This is a genomic window from Micromonospora sp. WMMA1363, assembly GCF_030345795.1.
Taxonomy (GTDB): domain Bacteria; phylum Actinomycetota; class Actinomycetes; order Mycobacteriales; family Micromonosporaceae; genus Micromonospora.
The window spans coordinates 2,653,436-2,670,532 of record NZ_JAUALB010000001.1 but is presented as its reverse complement, the minus strand read 5'-3'; the positions used below and the strand labels follow the sequence as shown (position 1 = coordinate 2,670,532).

18 protein-coding genes are annotated in these 17,097 nt (G+C 72.3%); 14 read left to right on the top strand and 4 right to left on the bottom strand.

Annotated elements, in window-relative coordinates; genetic code table 11:
• Positions 1-129 precede the first annotated feature (129 nt).
• On the top strand, positions 130-411 hold the full coding sequence (locus QTQ03_RS12190; protein ID WP_289278110.1) for a GlsB/YeaQ/YmgE family stress response membrane protein: 282 nt from the start codon (positions 130-132) through the stop codon (positions 409-411).
• Between the two features lie 240 nt (positions 412-651).
• Positions 652-1,290 carry an MOSC domain-containing protein gene (locus QTQ03_RS12185; protein WP_289278109.1) on the top strand — a complete coding sequence of 213 codons (639 nt, stop codon included), beginning with the start codon at positions 652-654 and terminating at the stop codon, positions 1,288-1,290.
• A 62-nt stretch (positions 1,291-1,352) separates the two neighbouring features.
• Here QTQ03_RS12185 and QTQ03_RS12180 read toward each other — a convergent pair whose 3' ends face one another.
• The gene (locus QTQ03_RS12180; RefSeq protein ID WP_289278108.1) at positions 1,353-2,216 is read right to left on the bottom strand and encodes a hypothetical protein; all 864 of its coding nucleotides are present in this window, start codon (positions 2,214-2,216) and stop codon (positions 1,353-1,355) included.
• Between the two features lie 175 nt (positions 2,217-2,391).
• Positions 2,392-3,174 (bottom strand): enoyl-CoA hydratase-related protein, encoded by a 783-nt coding sequence (locus tag QTQ03_RS12175; protein WP_289278107.1) that lies wholly within the window; start codon positions 3,172-3,174, stop codon positions 2,392-2,394.
• 19 nt (positions 3,175-3,193) lie between these two features.
• Between QTQ03_RS12175 and hemW the strand changes: the two genes are divergently transcribed.
• Positions 3,194-4,414 carry a radical SAM family heme chaperone HemW gene (gene hemW / locus QTQ03_RS12170; RefSeq protein ID WP_289280791.1) on the top strand — a complete coding sequence of 407 codons (1,221 nt, stop codon included), beginning with the start codon at positions 3,194-3,196 and terminating at the stop codon, positions 4,412-4,414.
• Between the two features lie 71 nt (positions 4,415-4,485).
• Here hemW and QTQ03_RS12165 read toward each other — a convergent pair whose 3' ends face one another.
• Positions 4,486-5,097, bottom strand: a complete 612-nt coding sequence (locus QTQ03_RS12165) for a DUF4870 domain-containing protein (protein ID WP_289278106.1) — start codon at positions 5,095-5,097, stop codon at positions 4,486-4,488.
• 224 nt (positions 5,098-5,321) lie between these two features.
• On the opposite strand from QTQ03_RS12165, the gene hrcA reads away from it, so the two are divergent.
• The 11 genes from hrcA (at position 5,322) to QTQ03_RS12110 (ending at position 16,256) form a co-directional block, all read left to right on the top strand.
• Positions 5,322-6,344, top strand: coding sequence for a heat-inducible transcriptional repressor HrcA (gene hrcA, locus QTQ03_RS12160; RefSeq protein WP_289278105.1), 1,023 nt, complete (start codon positions 5,322-5,324; stop codon positions 6,342-6,344).
• 69 nt (positions 6,345-6,413) lie between these two features.
• Entirely contained in the window at positions 6,414-7,559 is a 1,146-nt protein-coding gene (dnaJ, locus tag QTQ03_RS12155) for a molecular chaperone DnaJ (RefSeq protein WP_289280790.1), read from the top strand.
• 168 nt (positions 7,560-7,727) lie between these two features.
• Positions 7,728-8,462: a 16S rRNA (uracil(1498)-N(3))-methyltransferase gene (locus QTQ03_RS12150; RefSeq protein WP_289278104.1), complete on the top strand. Its 735-nt coding sequence runs from the start codon at positions 7,728-7,730 to the stop codon at positions 8,460-8,462.
• Between the two features lie 56 nt (positions 8,463-8,518).
• The gene (locus QTQ03_RS12145; protein ID WP_289278103.1) at positions 8,519-8,881 is read left to right on the top strand and encodes a histidine triad nucleotide-binding protein; all 363 of its coding nucleotides are present in this window, start codon (positions 8,519-8,521) and stop codon (positions 8,879-8,881) included.
• Positions 8,878-10,251: a serine hydrolase domain-containing protein gene (locus tag QTQ03_RS12140; protein WP_289278102.1), complete on the top strand. Its 1,374-nt coding sequence runs from the start codon at positions 8,878-8,880 to the stop codon at positions 10,249-10,251. The genes QTQ03_RS12145 and QTQ03_RS12140 overlap by 4 nt, the downstream gene beginning before the upstream one ends.
• 294 nt (positions 10,252-10,545) lie before the next feature.
• Positions 10,546-11,538 (top strand): PhoH family protein, encoded by a 993-nt coding sequence (locus QTQ03_RS12135; RefSeq protein ID WP_289278101.1) that lies wholly within the window; start codon positions 10,546-10,548, stop codon positions 11,536-11,538.
• A gap of 19 nt (positions 11,539-11,557) precedes the next feature.
• Entirely contained in the window at positions 11,558-12,031 is a 474-nt protein-coding gene (ybeY, locus tag QTQ03_RS12130; protein WP_289278100.1) for an rRNA maturation RNase YbeY, read from the top strand.
• Positions 12,007-13,419, top strand: coding sequence for a hemolysin family protein (locus tag QTQ03_RS12125; RefSeq protein ID WP_289280789.1), 1,413 nt, complete (start codon positions 12,007-12,009; stop codon positions 13,417-13,419). The genes ybeY and QTQ03_RS12125 overlap by 25 nt, the downstream gene beginning before the upstream one ends.
• A complete protein-coding gene (locus QTQ03_RS12120) occupies positions 13,412-13,789 on the top strand; it encodes a cytidine deaminase-like protein (protein ID WP_289278099.1) in 378 nt (125 codons plus the stop codon). Before QTQ03_RS12125 ends, QTQ03_RS12120 begins: the two co-directional genes overlap by 8 nt.
• Positions 13,786-14,688 (top strand): GTPase Era, encoded by a 903-nt coding sequence (gene era / locus QTQ03_RS12115; protein WP_289278098.1) that lies wholly within the window; start codon positions 13,786-13,788, stop codon positions 14,686-14,688. The genes QTQ03_RS12120 and era overlap by 4 nt, the downstream gene beginning before the upstream one ends.
• Positions 14,689-15,113: 425 nt before the next feature.
• Positions 15,114-16,256 (top strand): acyltransferase family protein, encoded by a 1,143-nt coding sequence (locus QTQ03_RS12110; RefSeq protein ID WP_289278097.1) that lies wholly within the window; start codon positions 15,114-15,116, stop codon positions 16,254-16,256.
• On the opposite strand, the gene QTQ03_RS12105 is transcribed toward QTQ03_RS12110, so the two are convergent.
• Complete coding sequence (locus QTQ03_RS12105) at positions 16,243-17,016, bottom strand: DUF4097 family beta strand repeat-containing protein (RefSeq protein ID WP_289278096.1); 774 nt, start codon at positions 17,014-17,016, stop codon at positions 16,243-16,245. The genes QTQ03_RS12110 and QTQ03_RS12105 overlap by 14 nt on opposite strands.
• Positions 17,017-17,097: the final 81 nt, after the last annotated feature.

Sequence of the window (17,097 nt, the reverse complement as noted above, 5' to 3'; positions counted from 1 at the left end):
GGGATCGGCGGGGCCGGTCAGCGCCTGAATCAGGCGCCCGCTGTGTTTGGGGTTCCGGCCGATCGGGCACTGCTCAGGTGTGACCGGAACACCATACCCCCGGGGATCGCTTCGTGAAGGAGGGCGACCGTGGAACTGACCGTCTGGGGCATCATCACCGCGCTGATCGTCGGTCTGATCGTCGGCGCGCTGGGCCGCCTGGTCGTGCCGGGTCGGCAGGACATGCCAATGTGGCTGCACATGCTGATCGGTGTCGGAGCCGCCCTGCTCGGCACCGCTCTGGCACGAACCATTGGTATCGCGACCTCGACCGCTGGCATCGACTGGGGTGAGTTGCTTGTCCAGGTCGCGCTGGCCGCCATCGCCGTAGCTCTGGTAGCCGGTGTGGGCCGGCGGCGCAGCATCGGTTGATACCGACGCCGACGGCTGAATCTCGAACGGGCACCCGACGATGAGGTCGGGCGCCCGTTCGTAGGTGCAGCCGCCGGAGACCTGGGACGACCGGGTCGCCGCCGCCAAAGCCGTGCAGGCGATCAAGCCCGGCACGTGCGGCATCGCCCTGCCAGACAACTCCGAGTTGCCTGCTACTCGTTTCTGCGGGGCGCCGGCGCGGAGATCGCCCGCGCGCCGCACCCGGCTAGGCTGGCCGCCATGACGGGCAGGCTGGTATCGGTGAACCTCGGCATCGTGACCGAGGCGGCGTGGGCGAGTGACGCGAGCGGCCGGAGTGGCATCGACAAGCGCCCGGCGGGCGGGGCGGTACGGGTGGACGCCGACGGGCTCGCCGGCGACTTCATCGGGGAGCGTGCCCACCACGGCGGTCCGGACAAGGCGGTGTACGCGTACGCCGAGGAGGACGCCGCATGGTGGGCGGCCGAGCTGGGGCGTCGAATCGACCCGGGTGGGTTCGGCGAGAACCTGACCACCCGGGGGGTCGACGTGACCGGCGCCGTGATCGGGGAACAGTGGACGATCGGCTCGGCGGTGCTCCAGGTGAGCATGCCCCGCACGCCGTGCACCACGTTCGCCGGATTCTGGGGAGTCCCGGATCTGATCAAGCGGTTCACCGTGCGAGCCCATCCGGGGGCGTATCTGCGGGTGCTGCACGCGGGCGAGATCGGCGTGGGTGACCTGATCGAGGTGGCGGACCGACCCGGGCACGGGGTGACGATCGGCGAGGTGTTCCGAGCGCTGAACCTGGAGGCGGAGCTGCTGCCCCGACTGCTCGACGCGGACGACCTGCCGGAGCGGGTCCGGGAGAAGGCCCGTCGGCGGCTCACCGCCGGCTGATCACGCGGCCACGCCGTTGGCTGACCACCCGGCCCGCGTCATCGCCCGCGCCGCCAGCGGGCTCAGGCCGCGGCGAAAACCTCGGCCACCACCCGGGCCGCCGACGGCTCCTCACCCGCCACGCGGTCCCAGGTGCCCTGCTCGGCGGTCCACTGCCGGTCGCCGAAGCGGACCAGCCGGACCCCGTTGTCATGGGCGTGTGAGACCAGCCAGTGCGCGTACCGCCAGCCGCCGCGCTCGGTGTCGGCGGTCACGGTGAGGCTGGTCAGGTCGGCCGCGGCGGCCGTCGCGGCGAGCCCCCAGTCCAGGGCCAGGCCTCGGGTCAGGGCGGCGGTCGCCGCCGCGCCACGCAGCAGCGGGTCGCCGCCGACCGTGCAGGCGACCGCGCCGGTGACGTGCCCGAGTAGCGCCCGAGTCAGCACCTCCGACTCGGCGGCCCACTTCTGGTACGCCTCCGGGAACGCCGACCGCTGCACCTTCTGGGCCGCCTCGGTGACCCGCATCTGCTCCCAGCCGCGTACCTTGCTCAGCGCCGCGTAGAACTTGTTGGCGGCGTACCTCGGGTCGCGGATCTGGGTCGGGGTGCCCCAGCCCTGGCTCGGTCGCTGCTGGAACAAACCCACCGAGTCCCGGTCGCCGCCGGCCAGATTGCGCAGGCCCGACTCCTGGTAGGCGGTGGCAAGCGCCACCACGACGGCCCGTTCGGGCATCCCGCGCTGGATCCCGATCGCCGCGATGGTCGCCGCGTTGGCCATCTGGTCGACGTCCAGGGCGACCCGGCCGTTTGCCTGCACCGTGCACACCCGGCTGGCGAACGGCAGCCGTAGTCGCTCGCCGACCTGCCGGAAAACGATGAACAGCCCGACCACGGCGACGAGAACGAGGGCCACACCACCGGCGACGACTGCCCGAGTTCGCACCTGCACCCCCAGCTCGACACTTCGACAAGCGTACGTCCCCCACCGCTCTCCTCAAGTCGTCCGACCGGTCCAGACCGTCCACCGGGCGTGGCGGCGGCGGTCGGGACGTCCGCGGTGGGTGCGGGACCGGGCCCGTCAGGCGGACCCGGCGTTCCCTCGTCTCCGGCGGCGGAAACCCTCACTACTCGCCCGGCACCCAGCGCGCGGGCCGCTTCTCCCGGAACGCCAGTACGCCCTCGCGCCCCTCGTCGGAGAGGAAGTAGCCGGTGGACAGGGCGGCCAGATCGGTGATCTCGGCGTGCAGGTCGGTGGCGGTCGGGCGGCGCAGCAGCCGCTTTGCCCCGGCCAACGCCCCCGGCGCCCCCCGGACCAGCGAGTCGCAGTACCGGGCCACGGCCGCGTCGAGCTCCACCGCTGGCACCGCAGCGGTGACCAGCCCGGTCTCAGCGGCGCGCCGGCCGTCGAAGGTGTCCCCGGTCAGGTACAGCTCGGCCGCGGCGCGCGGGTGCAGCCGAGGCAGCACGGTCGCCGATACTACCGCCGGGATCACCCCGATCCGAACCTCGGTGAACGCGAACGTCGCCTCCTGTGCGCAGACCGCCAGGTCAGCCGCTGCGATCAGCCCCAGCCCACCAGCGCGCGCCGGCCCCGCGACCCGCGCCACCACCGGTTTCGGGCACTCCCACACCGCGGTCAGCACGTCACCCAGCATTCCGGCGGGCACGGTCCCGCTGGCGTACGCGGCGGCGGTCTCCTTCAGGTCGGCGCCGGAGCAGAAGACCGGACCGGTGTGGCTCAGCACGACAACGCGGACCGCGTCGTCGGCGACCGCGGCGGCGAGGCCGTCGAGCAGCTGGGTCATCAGCGGTGTGGAGAGCGCGTTGCGGTTGTGCTGGCTGTCCAGGGTGAGGGTGGTCACCCCACGGGCCGTGGCGACCCGCACGAGCACATCGGGAGTGGTCATGCCGGGCACACTAGTGGCCATGCCCGGCATCCTTCCAGCAGGCGAGATCGTCCCCGCCGACGGCTCGCTGCCCGCCACCGCCCTGACCTCGGTCGGCGCGCGGGGCTTCGGTGTATACGTACACGTGCCCTTCTGCGCCAGCCGCTGCGGCTACTGCGACTTCAACACGTACACGGCGGCTGAGCTGGGCGGCGGGGGCCGGGCGGGGTACGCGGACGCGGTGCGGGCCGAGCTGGCGCTGGCCGCCCGGGTGCTGCGCGGCAGCCCGCCGCCCCGGGTCGACACGGTCTTCGTCGGCGGCGGCACCCCGACCCTGTTGCCCGCCGACGACCTGGCCCGGATCCTCGACGGGATCGACCACACGTTCGGGCTGGCCGCCGACGCCGAGATCACGACGGAGGCGAACCCGGAATCGGTGTCGCCGGAGTCGCTGAAGGCGTTGCGGGCCGCCGGCTACACCCGGATCTCGCTGGGCATGCAGTCCGCGTCGCCGGGGGTGCTGGCGGTCCTCGACCGGCAGCACAGTGCCGGCCGGGCCGTCGTTGCCGCCCGGGAGGCCCGCGACGCCGGGTTCGACCACGTCAACCTGGACCTGATCTACGGCACGCCGGGCGAGGAGGCGGCGGACTTCGCCGCCTCGCTCGACCAGGTGGTCGCTGCCGACGTGGACCACGTCAGCGCGTACGCCCTGACCGTGGAGGAGGGGACCGGGCTGGCGGCCCGGGTGCGGCGCGGCGAACTGCCGTACCCCTCCGACGACGTCGCCGCGGACCGCTACCTTGCCGCGGAGGCCGTCCTCGACGCAGCGGGTTTCTCCTGGTACGAGGTCTCCAACTGGGCGCGGACGCCGGCCGCCCGGTGCCGGCACAACCTGCTCTACTGGACCGGCGGGGACTGGTGGGGCCTCGGCCCGGGGGCGCACAGCCACGTCGGCGGCGTGCGCTGGTGGAACGTCAAGCACCCCACGGCGTACGCCAAGCGGCTGGCCGCCGGGGAGTCCCCGGGCCTGGCCCGGGAGGTGCTGACCGCCGACGAGGCGCACCTGGAGGAGGTCATGCTGTGCCTGCGGCTCGCCGCCGGCCTGCCGTTGGAGGTGCTGGACCCCGCCGGCCGGGCGGGTGCCGAGCGTGCGCGGTCCGTCGGCCTGCTGGCCGACGCGGAGTACGCCGCCGGCCGGGCCGTGCTCACCCTGCGCGGCCGGCTGCTGGCCGATGCCGTGGTGCGTGACCTGCTGCCCTGACGGCAAGGCCGCCAGCGGTGCCAGCGGGCCGGGAGCCGTGTCGACCGGCCGCGGGAGCGGCCGGTCGAGGCTCACTTGATGAAGTTGGCGGACATCGGGTAGCGGTACAGCATGCCCTCGTTGGCCTTGACGCCGGCGATCACACCGAAGATGATGCCGATGATCATCGCGGCGATGCCGACCAGGAAGCCGATGATGACGCAGGTGAGGATCCACCCGATCACAGCGATCACCGACCAGAGGATCTGGAAGTTCAGGGCGGCGACCGCGTGGGCCCGGACGGTCGGCGACTGGTTACCGCGAGCCATGAGGGCGACCAGCGGGCCGACCCAGCCGAAGACGCCGCCCCCGAGGAACATTCCGAGCGCGCCGCCGAAGTGCGCGATCAGAGCCCAGGTCTTGTCCTCGTTGTTGGCGAAGCCGGCGGGGGCGCCGTAGGCGCCGCCGGCCGGGTAGCCGGGGCCGGGGGGTGGGTAGCCGCCGGGTGGTGGGTAGTCACCAGGCCCGCCGGGGGGTGGGTAGCCGCCGGGTGGTGGGTAGCCACCAGGCCCGCCGGGGGGCGGATAGCCGCCGGGCGGCGGATAGCCACCGGGGCCGGGTGCCCCGGACAGTGGTGCGGTGGGCTCGTCGGGGCCCTGCGGGCCGGGCTCTCCGGCGCCCGGAGGGCGAGGCGGTTCAGTCATGAGGATCACCGTAGGGGGAGACCGCAACGGTGCACCAGAGCGACACCGCCCCGGATGTCCGGATGATCGGCCCTGCCACCACCACGGGTGTCCGGACACACCACTCGTCCTTCGTTGATCATCGCGGTGGCGGACGCGCCGACGTAGACTGGCACTCGTTACAGTCGAGTGCCAGGCCGCCGCCCGGCAACCGGCGACCGACGCGCGACAAGGAGGTGGGGAGGTTGGGTCTCGACGACCGGAAGCTGGCGGTACTGCGTGCGATCGTCGAGGATTACGTCGCCACGCAGGAGCCTGTCGGCAGTAAGTCACTGGTCGAGCGGCACCAGCTCGGGGTCTCCCCGGCGACCGTCCGGAACGACATGGCGGTGCTGGAGGAGGAGGGCTACATCCGGCAGCCGCACACCAGCGCCGGCCGGGTGCCCACCGACCGTGGATATCGGCTCTTCGTGGACCGGCTGTCCCGGGTCAAGCCGCTCAGCCCGGCCGAGCGCAGGGCGATCGAGCGATTCCTGGTCGGCGCGGTCGACCTGGACGACGTGGTATACCGCACGGTGCGGCTGCTGGCCCAGCTGACCCGGCAGGTCGCCGTCGTGCAGTATCCGAGCCTGGCCCGCTCTTCGGTACGCCACCTGGAGCTGGTGCCCATCTCCAGCACCCGGCTGATGCTCGTCATGATCGCGGACACCGGTCGCGTCGAGCAGCGTCTGGTCGAGCTGCCCGGGCCGATCCCCGCCGGCGACGTCACCGACCTGCGCCAGCTGGTCAACGAGAAGCTGGTCGGCGCCCGGCTGTCCGACACGCCGCCGCTGGTGCAGTCGCTGGTCGACGAGGCCACGGCCGAGCGGCGCCCGGCGATGACCGCCCTCTCCACGGTGCTGCTGGAGACACTGGTCGAGCGGCACGAGGAGCGGATCGCGTTGGCCGGCACCGCCAATCTCGCCCGGGGCGGGCTGCTCGACTTCCAGGGTTCGCTGCGTCCGATCCTGGAAGCGCTGGAGGAGGAGGTCGTGCTCCTCAAACTCATCGGAGAAATCGAGCCGAGCGCGATGCGCGTTCGGATCGGCGACGAGAACGAGATCGATAACCTCCGCGCCACCTCGGTGGTCAGTACCGGTTACGGTCCGGGGGTCACCATCGTCGGTGGTCTTGGTGTGTTGGGACCGACCCGGATGGACTACCCCGGGACCATCGCCACGGTTCGCGCCGTGGCACGCTACGTGGGCGACCTGCTGGCCCAGAACTAGGCAGTACCGTCCGGCCGTCCGGGCCGGCGGCCGGCGTAACGCGAGACGAACATGAGGACACGGAACGCAGTGGCCAGGGACTACTACGGCATCCTCGGCGTGAGCCGGGAGGCCTCCGACGACGAGATCAAGCGTGCCTACCGGAAGCTCGCGCGCCAGTACCACCCGGATGTCAATCCGGACCCGGAGGCGCAGGAGAAGTTCAAGGACATCAACGCCGCATACGAGGTCCTCTCCGACGATCGGAAACGGCAGATCGTCGACCTCGGCGGTGACCCGCTCGCACCCGGCGGCGGAGGGCCCGGCGGTCCCGGCGGCCCCGGCGGGGCGGGCCCGTTCGTCGGCTTCCAGGACATCATGGACGCGTTCTTCGGCGGCGCCGCCGGCGGCGCCCGGGGTCCGCGTCCGCGTACCCGGCCCGGCGCCGACGCGATCCTGCGCCTCGAACTGGACCTGCACGAAACCGCGTTCGGCGTCGAGGCCCCGATCACGGTCGACACGGCTGTGCTCTGCACCACCTGCTCCGGCGCCGGCACCGCCGCCGGCACCCACCTGGCCACCTGTGAGGCCTGCGGTGGTCGGGGCGAGGTGCAGTCGGTGCAGCGTACCTTCCTGGGCCAGGTGGTCTCGGCCCGGCCCTGTACCGCCTGCCAGGGCTTCGGGACCACGATTCCGCAGCCGTGCCCGACCTGCGCCGGCGACGGCCGGGTGCGTACCCGCCGGTCGCTCACCGTCAAGATCCCGGCCGGTGTCGAGGACGGCATGCGGATCCGGCTGGCCCAGCAGGGCGAGGTCGGCCCCGGCGGCGGCACGGCCGGCGACCTCTACGTGGAGATCCACGAGCGGCCACACGACGTGTTCTCCCGGAAGGGGGACGACCTGCACTGCCGGGTGACCGTCCCGATGACGGCGGCCGCGCTGGGCACCCGACTGACCATCAAGACGCTCGACAGCGAGGAGCCGGTCGACGTGAAGTCGGGCACCCAGCCGGGCAGCACGCTGCGGCTCCGCGCCCGCGGCGTGCCGCATCTGCGTGGCACCGGCCGGGGCGACCTCTACGTTCACCTCGACGTGCGGACACCGACGAAGCTCGACGCGGACCAGGAGCGGGTGCTGCGCGAGTTCGCCAAGACCCGCGGCGAGGAGGTCGCCGAGTTGACCAAACAGGGCGGCTTCTTCTCCCGGATGCGCGACGCCTTCAACGGCCACGCCTGAACGGTCCGGACGCCGCCCGGGACGTTTGGCGGGTTGTCCGGGTCGCCACCGTGGTGGCGTGCGGCGCGGCGGTGTGCCGGGTGCAGTGGGTGCGGCGCGGCTGTTGCGCGGCGGTGTGCCGGGTGGCCGGCGTACCTGTGACCGCCCGGGGCCGCTAGCCTGTTGATCGTGTCCGCGCCGCTGTTCCTGGTCGAGTCGCTGCCCATCGCCGACGCGATGACGCTCGGCGGCCCCGAGGGGCACCATGCCGCCACCGTCCAGCGGTTGCGGGTCGGCGAGGAACTCCTGCTCGCCGACGGGCACGGTGGTACGGCCACCGCAGTGGTCACCGCCGTCGGCCGGGGCGTCCTCGACCTCCGGGTCACCTCGCGGGGGTACGTCGACGCGCCGGTCCCGCGTCTCGTCGTGGTGCAGGGTCTCGCCAAGGGAGACCGGGGCGAACTGGCGGTGCAGGCGATGACCGAGGTCGGGGTGGACGAAGTCGTGCCCTGGTCGGCTTCCCGATCAGTGGTGCGGTGGCGGGGCGAGCGGGGCGTCCGGGCCCGGGAGAAGTGGGCCGTCACCGCCCGGGAGGCGGCCAAGCAGGCCCGCCGGCCGTGGCTACCGGTGGTGGCCGGGGCGCCGGACGAATCGACCGAGACCGTGGCCCGGCGGCTCTCCGGTGCCGCCGCCGCGTTCGTCCTCCACGAGGCGGCCGAGGATCGGCTGACCATGGCCGAGTTGCCCGATGCCGGTGAGATCGTGTTGGTCGTGGGCCCGGAGGGCGGCATCACCGACGCTGAGGTCGGCGTCTTCGTCGAAGCCGGCGCCCGCCCGGTCCGCCTCGGCCCGACCGTGCTCCGTACCTCGACGGCCGGCATCGCCGCCCTGTCCCTGCTCGCCGCCCGCCTCTTGCGCTGGTGACCCGAGCACCCCTGGAATTCGTCGCGCCGATGGGGGCCCTTCCTTACACTGCCCCGGTGAGCACACCTCATTGTCTGTTCTGCCGCATCGTCGCCGGGGAGATCCCGGCCACCGTCGTCCGGGAGACGCCCAGTACGCTCGCCTTCCGTGACATCGGCCCCAAGGCGCCGGTGCACGTGCTGGTGATCCCGAAGGAGCACTACGCCGACGTGGCCACCCTCGCCCAGGGTGACCCGGGGCTCGCCGGCCAGGTGCTCGCCACCGCCGCCGCGGTGGCGGAGGACGAGGGGCTGCTCGGCGACGGCTTCCGGCTGATGTTCAACACCGGGGCGTATGGCGGCCAGGAGGTCTTCCACGTGCACGCGCATCTGCTCGGTGGCGCTCCGCTCGGCCCGATGCTGGCCCGGGATCTTGCGTGACACCGGTCGGTGACCGGCTCGACCGGATGGTACGGCGGGTCCAGGCGCGGGCCCGGGTGCCGGCGGTCGCGGCGGCCCTGCACCGTGCCGATCGTCCGTTGTGGACGTGCACGGTCGGTGGCACCGGCAACGACACCGCGCTGGATCCGCAGACCCGGTTCCGGATCGGCTCGGTGACCAAGACCTTCACGGCCGTCCTGACGATGCAGTGCCGCGACGACGGCCTGCTCGACCTGGACGACCCGCTGAGTCGGCACCTGGATCTGCCGGCCCACGGCGAGTTGACCATCCGGCGGTTGCTGTCGCACACCTCGGGCCTGCAGCGCGAGCCGTACGGCGATGTCTGGGACACCCTGCGCGCGCCGGACATCGACCAGCTCATGGCTGATCTTTCCCGGGCCGAACGGGTGCTGCCCAACGGTCGCCGCTATCACTACTCGAACCTCGGCATGGCGCTGCTCGGCCACCTGGCCGGCACGCTGCGCGGCGGGACCTGGACGGAAGTCCTCGCCGAGCGGGTGCTGACGCCGCTGGGGCTGACCGCGACCACGGCGGAACCCGGTCGTCGGGCCGCGACCGGGTTCTTGGTCGACGAGTACTCCGACGAGGCGCACCCGGAGCCGCCCACCGACTTCGGCGCGGTCGGCCCGGCCGCACAGTTGTGGAGCACAGCGGGCGATATGGCCCGTTGGGCGGCCTTCCTGGCCGACCCGGCGGCGCTCGACGTGGCTGGCCGGGTGCTCTCGCCCGCCACCCTGGAGGAGATGCGCTGGCCGGCGACGGTCACCGACGAGACGCTCTGGGCCGGCGGGTTCGGGCTGGGGCTGATCATGGTGCCGCAGGGCCAGCGGATCATGCATGTCGGCCACGACGGCGCTATGCCCGGTTTTCTCGCCGGAGTATACGGCCGCCGGGGCGGCGAGGGCACCGCCGGCGCGATGGGTGCGGCGGTACTCGGCTCCTCCGGCACCGCCGGCGAGTTGTTCGAGCTGCCGCACCGGCTACTCGCCGCCGCCGCGGAGCACGACCCGGCCGAGATCGCTCCCTGGCGGCCCGGTCCGCCGGCCCCGCCGGAGGTCCGCGGTCTGCTCGGCCGTTGGTGGGGCGAGGGCTTCGAGTATGTGTTCAGCTGGCATGACGGTGCGCTGCGCGCTCGGGCGGCGGATGATCCGGCCGGCAAGCCGCCGGCCGTCTTCGCCCCGCTACCGGACCGCCCGGAGGTCTACCGGACGGTTTCCGGTCGGGAGGTGGGTGAGCTGCTGCGGCTCACCCGCGACGGGAACGGGACAGTGGTCCGGCTGCACTGGGCGACCTACCGTTTCACCCGGACCCAGGAGACCTTCGATCGTCACACCTTCCGCGTCCCGTGACCCGCACCCCACCTCGTCGATCTTGCGGTTCCGTCGGGAGGGGCGACGCGCAGGCGACCAGAAGTGCAAGATCGCGGGGTTGGGGCATGGTGGGGTGGTGGCCCGGGAAATGGGCGCGGTGTCGGCGCTGTTGAACGGATACGATGGGAGCAACGCCCGCACGCCGTGCCGCCCGGCCCGGCGCCGAGACGAGAGCAGGTGGCTCAGGGCCACTCGGCCCGACCTATGACCAGCACCTCACCTCCCGGCCCGCCCCGGGCGCAGACCAGGATCACCGTTCCTGATTCGAAGATCATGGTCAATCTCCTCGGCGCGGGTGACGAGATCCTGCGACTGGTCGAGCGTTCGGTCAACAGCGACGTGCACGTCCGGGGCAATGAGATCACGATCACCGGCGTGCCCGCGGACAACGCCCTCGCCGAGCGGCTCTTCGGCGAACTGCTCGAACTCATCGAGAAAGGTGAGACCCTGACCACTGACGCCGTCCGGCGTACCGTCGGCATGCTCGAGCAGGGCAGCGCCGAGCGGCCCGCCGAGGTCCTGACACTCAACATTCTCTCCCGGCGCGGTCGCACCATCCGCCCCAAGACGCTCGGGCAGAAGCGCTACGTCGACGCGATCGACGCGCACACCATCGTCTTCGGCATCGGCCCGGCCGGCACCGGCAAGACCTACCTCGCGATGGCGAAGGCGGTCCAGGCGCTGCAGGCCAAGCAGGTCAACCGGATCATCCTCACCCGGCCGGCGGTCGAGGCGGGTGAGCGGCTGGGCTTTCTGCCCGGCACCCTCAACGAGAAGATCGACCCGTACCTGCGGCCGCTCTACGACGCACTGCACGACATGCTCGACCCGGACTCGATCCCGAAGCTGATGGCGGCGGGAACGATCGAGGTGGCGCCGTTGGCGTACATGCGTGGTCGTACGCTCAACGACGCGTTCATCATCCTGGACGAGGCGCAGAACACCACGCCCGAGCAGATGAAGATGTTCCTCACCCGACTCGGCTTCGGCTCCAAGATCGTCGTCACGGGTGACGTCACGCAGGTGGACCTTCCCGGTGGGACGACCAGCGGTCTACGGGTCGTCCGGGAGATCCTCAGCAACGTGGAGGACGTGCACTTCGCCCAGCTGTCCAGCTCCGACGTGGTTCGGCACCGGCTGGTCGGGGAGATCGTCGACGCGTACGCCCGCTGGGACGCCGAGCGCGACAACCAGCAGGCGCAGAGCGTGCACGCCGTGCCCGGGCGGTCCGCCCAGGGCGGCGGCCGGGCCGGCCGGCGCCGCTAACGACTGCGAAGGAAGACAGTTGTCCATCGAGATCGCCAACGAGTCCGGCGTCGACGTCGACACCGACGCCGTGCTCGCCGTCGCCCGGCACGCCCTTGACGAGATGGGGGTCAACCCGCTCGCCGAGCTGTCCGTGCTGCTCGTCGACATCGACTACATGACCGAGTTGAACCACCGGTGGATGGGTGGGGACGGCCCCACGGACGTGCTCGCCTTCCCCATGGACGAGGGCAGCGTCGACCACGGGCCGGGGGAGAACGCCGCCCCCGGCGCCGAGCCCGCGCTGCTCGGCGACATCGTGCTCTGCCCCGAGGTGGCGGCCAAGCAGGCGGCCACCGCCGGGCATTCCGCCGCCGACGAGCTGCACCTGCTCACCGTGCACGGGGTGCTGCACCTGCTCGGCTACGACCACGCCGAGCCGGAGGAGGAGCGGGAGATGTTCGCGCTCCAGGCCCGGCTGCTGGCCAGCTGGCGGTCGACCCGCTCCCGGTGATGTCCACCCACGCCGCGGCGGCCGGCGCGACCGGCCTGCCCGACCTGCAACTGATCTTCTTCGCGGCCGGCCTGGTTGTGCTCGCCGGCCTGATCGCGATGACCGAGGCGGCGCTCGCCGCCGTCTCCCCGGCACGGGCCGCCGAGCTGGCCCGGGACGGCGCGCGCGGCGCTCGTGCCCTGCAGGCCGTCGCCGGTGACGTGGTCCGTCACCTCAACCTGCTGCTACTGCTGCGGCTGCTCGCCGAGTTGAGCGCGACCACCCTGGTGGCGCTCGTCGCGGTCGACACCTTCGGCGCCGGCGGGCGCGCCGCGCTGGTCACCGCCGGGGCGATGACCGTGGTGAGCTTCGTCGTGGTCGGCGTCGGACCGCGTACCCTTGGCCGCCAGCACGCCTATGCGGTCGGCCGGGCGGTCGCCCCGCTGGTGCGTTGGCTGGGGCGGGCGCTCAACCCGCTTGCCTCGCTGCTGATCCTCATCGGCAACGCGGTTACGCCCGGGCGCGGCTTCCGGGAGGGACCGTTCGCCACCCAGGTGGAGCTGCGTGAACTGGTGGATCTTGCCGAGCAGCGCGGTGTGGTGGAGCACGGCGAGCGGCAGATGATCCACTCGGTCTTCGCGCTCGGCGACACCATCGCCCGAGAGGTGATGGTGCCGCGTACCGAAATGGTGTGGATCGAGCGGCACAAGACCCTCTCCCAGGCCCTGGCGCTCTTCCTGCGCTCCGGCTTCTCCCGGATCCCGGTGATCGGTGAGAGCGTCGACGACGTGCTCGGCGTGCTCTACCTCAAGGACCTGATTCGGCGTACCCAGGGTGGCGCACAGGCCGACCGGCAGGTCGCGGTCGCCGAGCTGATGCGTCCTGCCACCTTCGTGCCGGAGTCCAAGCCGGTCGATGACCTGCTCTCCGAGATGCAGGCCGCCCGCAACCACCTGGTCATCGTCGTCGACGAGTACGGCGGTACCGGTGGCCTGGTCACCATCGAGGACATCCTGGAGGAGATCGTCGGCGAGATCACCGACGAGTACGATGTCGAGCGACCGCCCGTCGAGCACCTCGACGACGGCGCCGTGCGGGTCACCGCGCGGCTGCCCGTGGAGGATCTCGGCGAGCTGTTCGACACTGACCTGCCCGCCGACGAGGTGGAGACGGTGGGCGGCCTGCTCGCCCAGTCCCTGGGCCGGGTCCCGATCCCCGGCGCCGAGGTGGAGGTGGCTGGCCTGCGGCTCCTTGCCGAGGGCACCACCGGTCGGCGTAACCGGATCGACACCGTGCTGGTGCGCCGGGTGGAACCGGCCGGCCAGCAGGGCGACCCGGGCCGCGACGAGCCGGCCGAGACCCGGGACACCACCGACCGAGCCGAGGAGAGGCAACCCGCCGATGCCTGAGTCACCTGCCGCACCGACCGAGTCGTCGATCCCGGTGGAGCTGAGCGCCGAGGACGCCAAGCTGGTGGTCCTGGCGCGTGGCGCGCGGGGCCGGACCGGCGCCGTCGAGGGCGCCGCGGTCCGGGACCAGGACGGCCGGACCTACGCCGCGGCCAGCGTCGCGCTGCCGTCGCTGGCGTTGACCGCACTCCAGCTCGCCGTCGCTTCGGCGGCTGCGGCCGGGGCCAGCCGGCTGGAGGCCGCGGTGGTGGTGACCGAGGCGTCGACGCTGGACGGCGCCGGGCACGCCGCGGTCCGCGACCTCGCCGCCGACGCGCCGATCCACCTGGCGGCGCCCGACGGCAGCGTCCTCGGCACGGTGGTCGAGTGAGGCCGGAGGAGTTGCAGGTGCGGCCGTACCGGGCCGGGTTCGCCTGCTTCGTGGGGCGGCCGAACGCCGGCAAGTCGACGCTGACCAACGCGATCGTCGGGCAGAAGATCGCCATCACGTCGAACAAGCCGCAGACCACCCGGCACGTCATCCGGGCGGTGCTGCACCGGCCCGACTCGCAGCTGGTGCTGGTGGACACCCCGGGCCTGCACCGCCCGCGTACGCTGCTCGGCGAACGCCTCAACGACCTGGTCCGGCAGACCTGGAGCGAGGTAGACGTGATCGGCCTCTGCATCCCGGCCGACGAGCCGATCGGTCGGGGCGACCGGTTCATCACCGGCGAGTTGGCCGAGCTGAAGGCCACCGTCCTCGCCGTGGTCACCAAGACCGACCTGGTGGACCGCAAGCGGCTGGCGGAGCAGCTGCTTGCGGTGAGCGAGCTGGGCGAGTTCGCCGACGTGGTGCCGGTCAGCGCGGTCTCCGGGCATCAGCTCGACACGCTGGTGGACGTGATGACCGGTCATCTGCCGGAGTCGCCGCAGCTCTACCCGGACGACATGCTCACCGACGACCCGGAGCAGGTGCTGGTCGCGGAGCTGATCCGGGAGGCGGCGCTGGAAGGCGTCCGCGACGAACTGCCCCATTCCATCGCGGTGGTGGTGGAGGAGATGATCCCTGAGGGGCAGGTCATGAAGATCTACGCCGACGTCTACGTCGAGCGGCCGAGCCAGAAGGCGATCGTGATCGGCCATCGGGCCAGCCGCCTCAAGGACGTGGGCACCCGGGCGCGGCGGCAGATCGAGGAACTGCTCGGCACCCGGGTCTACCTCGACCTGCACGTCCGGGTGGCGAAGGACTGGCAGCGCGACCCGAAGCAGCTGCGCAAGCTCGGCTTCTGAACTCGGGACGGGCGTGGCGGCCCGCCGTGACGTTCGGAGACTGGGGGGAGCGGGATACGCGCCGGCCCGGGGACATCTTGCCGTGCTGGTACGCACGTGCGAGGCTGTCCGGGCCGAGGGGGCGATCTGATCAGGAAGCTGGTGGACGAGTGATGACCGAGCCGCGATGGCGCTCCTTCGTCGCGGCCCCGCCGCAGCACTGACCAGCGTGGCGCTGACCCGGCTGGTCCGGCCGCAACGACCAGTGGCGTGGTGCGTGCCTCGTCCCGGAACGCGAAGTCCCGTGCCGGTCGTCCGACCCCGTTACGCCCGGGCGTGTGGAAAGTTTCACGTCGACCCGGGTTTCTCAGCTGGTTCCCAGGTACGTGTCGGAGGGTAGGAGCGCTTGTCCTCCCCCCACCCCTGGACACAGATGTGACCCCCTGATGCGGAATCGATACCTGGACCTGCTGCGCTGCCTGGCGATCGTGCGGGTCGTCGTCTACCACGTGACCGGCTGGGCGGCGCTGACCCTCGTCTTCCCGGCGATGTCGGTGATGTTCGCCCTGGCCGGTTCGCTGATGGCGGCGTCGCTGCGGCGGTCCGGGACGCCGGCGGTCGGCCGCCGGTTGCGCCGGTTGCTGCCGTCGCTGTGGGTGCTCGCCGCGGTCTTCGTCCCGGCCATGGTGCTCACCGGGCTGCCGTTGACCCCGAAGGTACTGCTCTGGCTGTTCCCGGTCGCCGACCCACCGGCCAACCACTGGGGTGCCCTGGCGCTCAGCCCGATCTGGTACCTGCGCGACTACCTGTGGTTCGTACTCGCCTCGCCGGCCGCGTTGTGGCTGTTCCGGCGGGCTCCGCTGCCCACCCTGCTCGCTCCGTACGCCCTGCTGCTGGCGATCGAACTCGGCGTGTACCCGAACCCGCCGGTGGCGGTCCAGCAGTTCGGGCTGTACTTCGGCGCCTGGCTGCTCGGCTTCGCCCACGAGGACGGAATGCTGCGTCGACTCGCCAACCGGGTGCTCTGGCCCGCTGCCGCGGGGCTCGTCGCGGCCGGTGGGACGTGGATCTTCACCCACCACGGGCCGCGCGGCTACGACATCAACGACATCCCGCTCGGCAACGCCCTCTGGTCGGCCGGCTTCATCCTGGCCACGCTCGGCCGGGCGCCGGCGAGCGCGGCATGGGTCGATCGCAGCGCGTTGGTCGGCCGGGTGGTGACGATCTTCAACCGGCGGGCGTTGACCATCTACCTCTGGCACATGGCGTTCGTCGTTGCGCTCACCCCGCTGGTGAACGTGGTCGGCTGGTCGCACCAGGATCCGCTGGGCCTGACGATCCGGGTGGTGCTGGTCTTCCTCCTGGTCGGCGTCGTCACCGTACTCTTCGGGTGGGTGGAGGACATCGCCGCCCGGCGCCGGCCGGAGTTGATCCCGGGCGCGCGGCGTCCGGCTCCGGCCGGCCCAGGAACGTCGGAGCGGCCGGCGGAACCGGTTCCGGCCGAGCGATCCGGCGGGCGGGCACGCCGGGCGGCGGTGCCGGCGCAGCGGACGCCGGAATCCGGCCGGGCCGAGATCAACGCTGGCTGATCCGCTGGTTCCCGCTGCCGGTGGCGACGTCGAGCATCAGCGTCGCGGTCGGCGTGTCCGGCACGTCCAGCTCTGCGCGGCCCGAGCCGATCTCGGAGCGCACCTGGTAGCTACCGGCCGGGACGACCAGCTCGACGTCTCCGCTGGAGGAGTGCGCCCGGACCGACGCCGGCGTGGCCAGCTCCACGGTCACCTGGCCGGAACTCGTTTCGGCGTCGACCACGGCCCCGATACGGCGGGCCGTGATGTCGCCGGACGACGCCCGCAGCGTCACCGGCGTGGCCACGTCGACCACCTCGATGTCGCCGGAGCCGGTCTCGACCCGGACCGGGCCCCCGGCTCCGGCGACCCGGACGTCACCGGAGCCGACCTTCAGGTCCACCGCGCCGGTCCGGGTCACGTCGACGTTCCCCGAACCGGTCTTGCCCTGCACCGCGACGCCCGGCGGGGCGACCACCTCGTACGAGAGGCTGCACCGGGGACCGCAGCCGGTGTCCAGCACCAGCTCCGCGTCGTCGATCCGGTACGTCGTCTCCGGCTGGGCACCCTGGTAGCGCATCACCCGCTTGACGCGCACCGATCCGGCGGGGCCGGTGGCCCGGACGACCACGTCACCCGAACCGGGCAGGACCCGCACGGTGGTGATCTCCACCGTCTCGGTGGCGTCGAAGTCGAGGCGGCGGAACGACAGGTTGTCGCATCCGGCGACGACGATCAGTGCGGCGGCCGCCAGCGTGGCGGTGCTCCGGTGCAGTGCCATGGCGAGGACGCTACGGCCGCACGCCGGCTGCCCGCATCGGGGGTCGTCCGCGCGTCCACCCCGAACCGACCCTGATTTCCC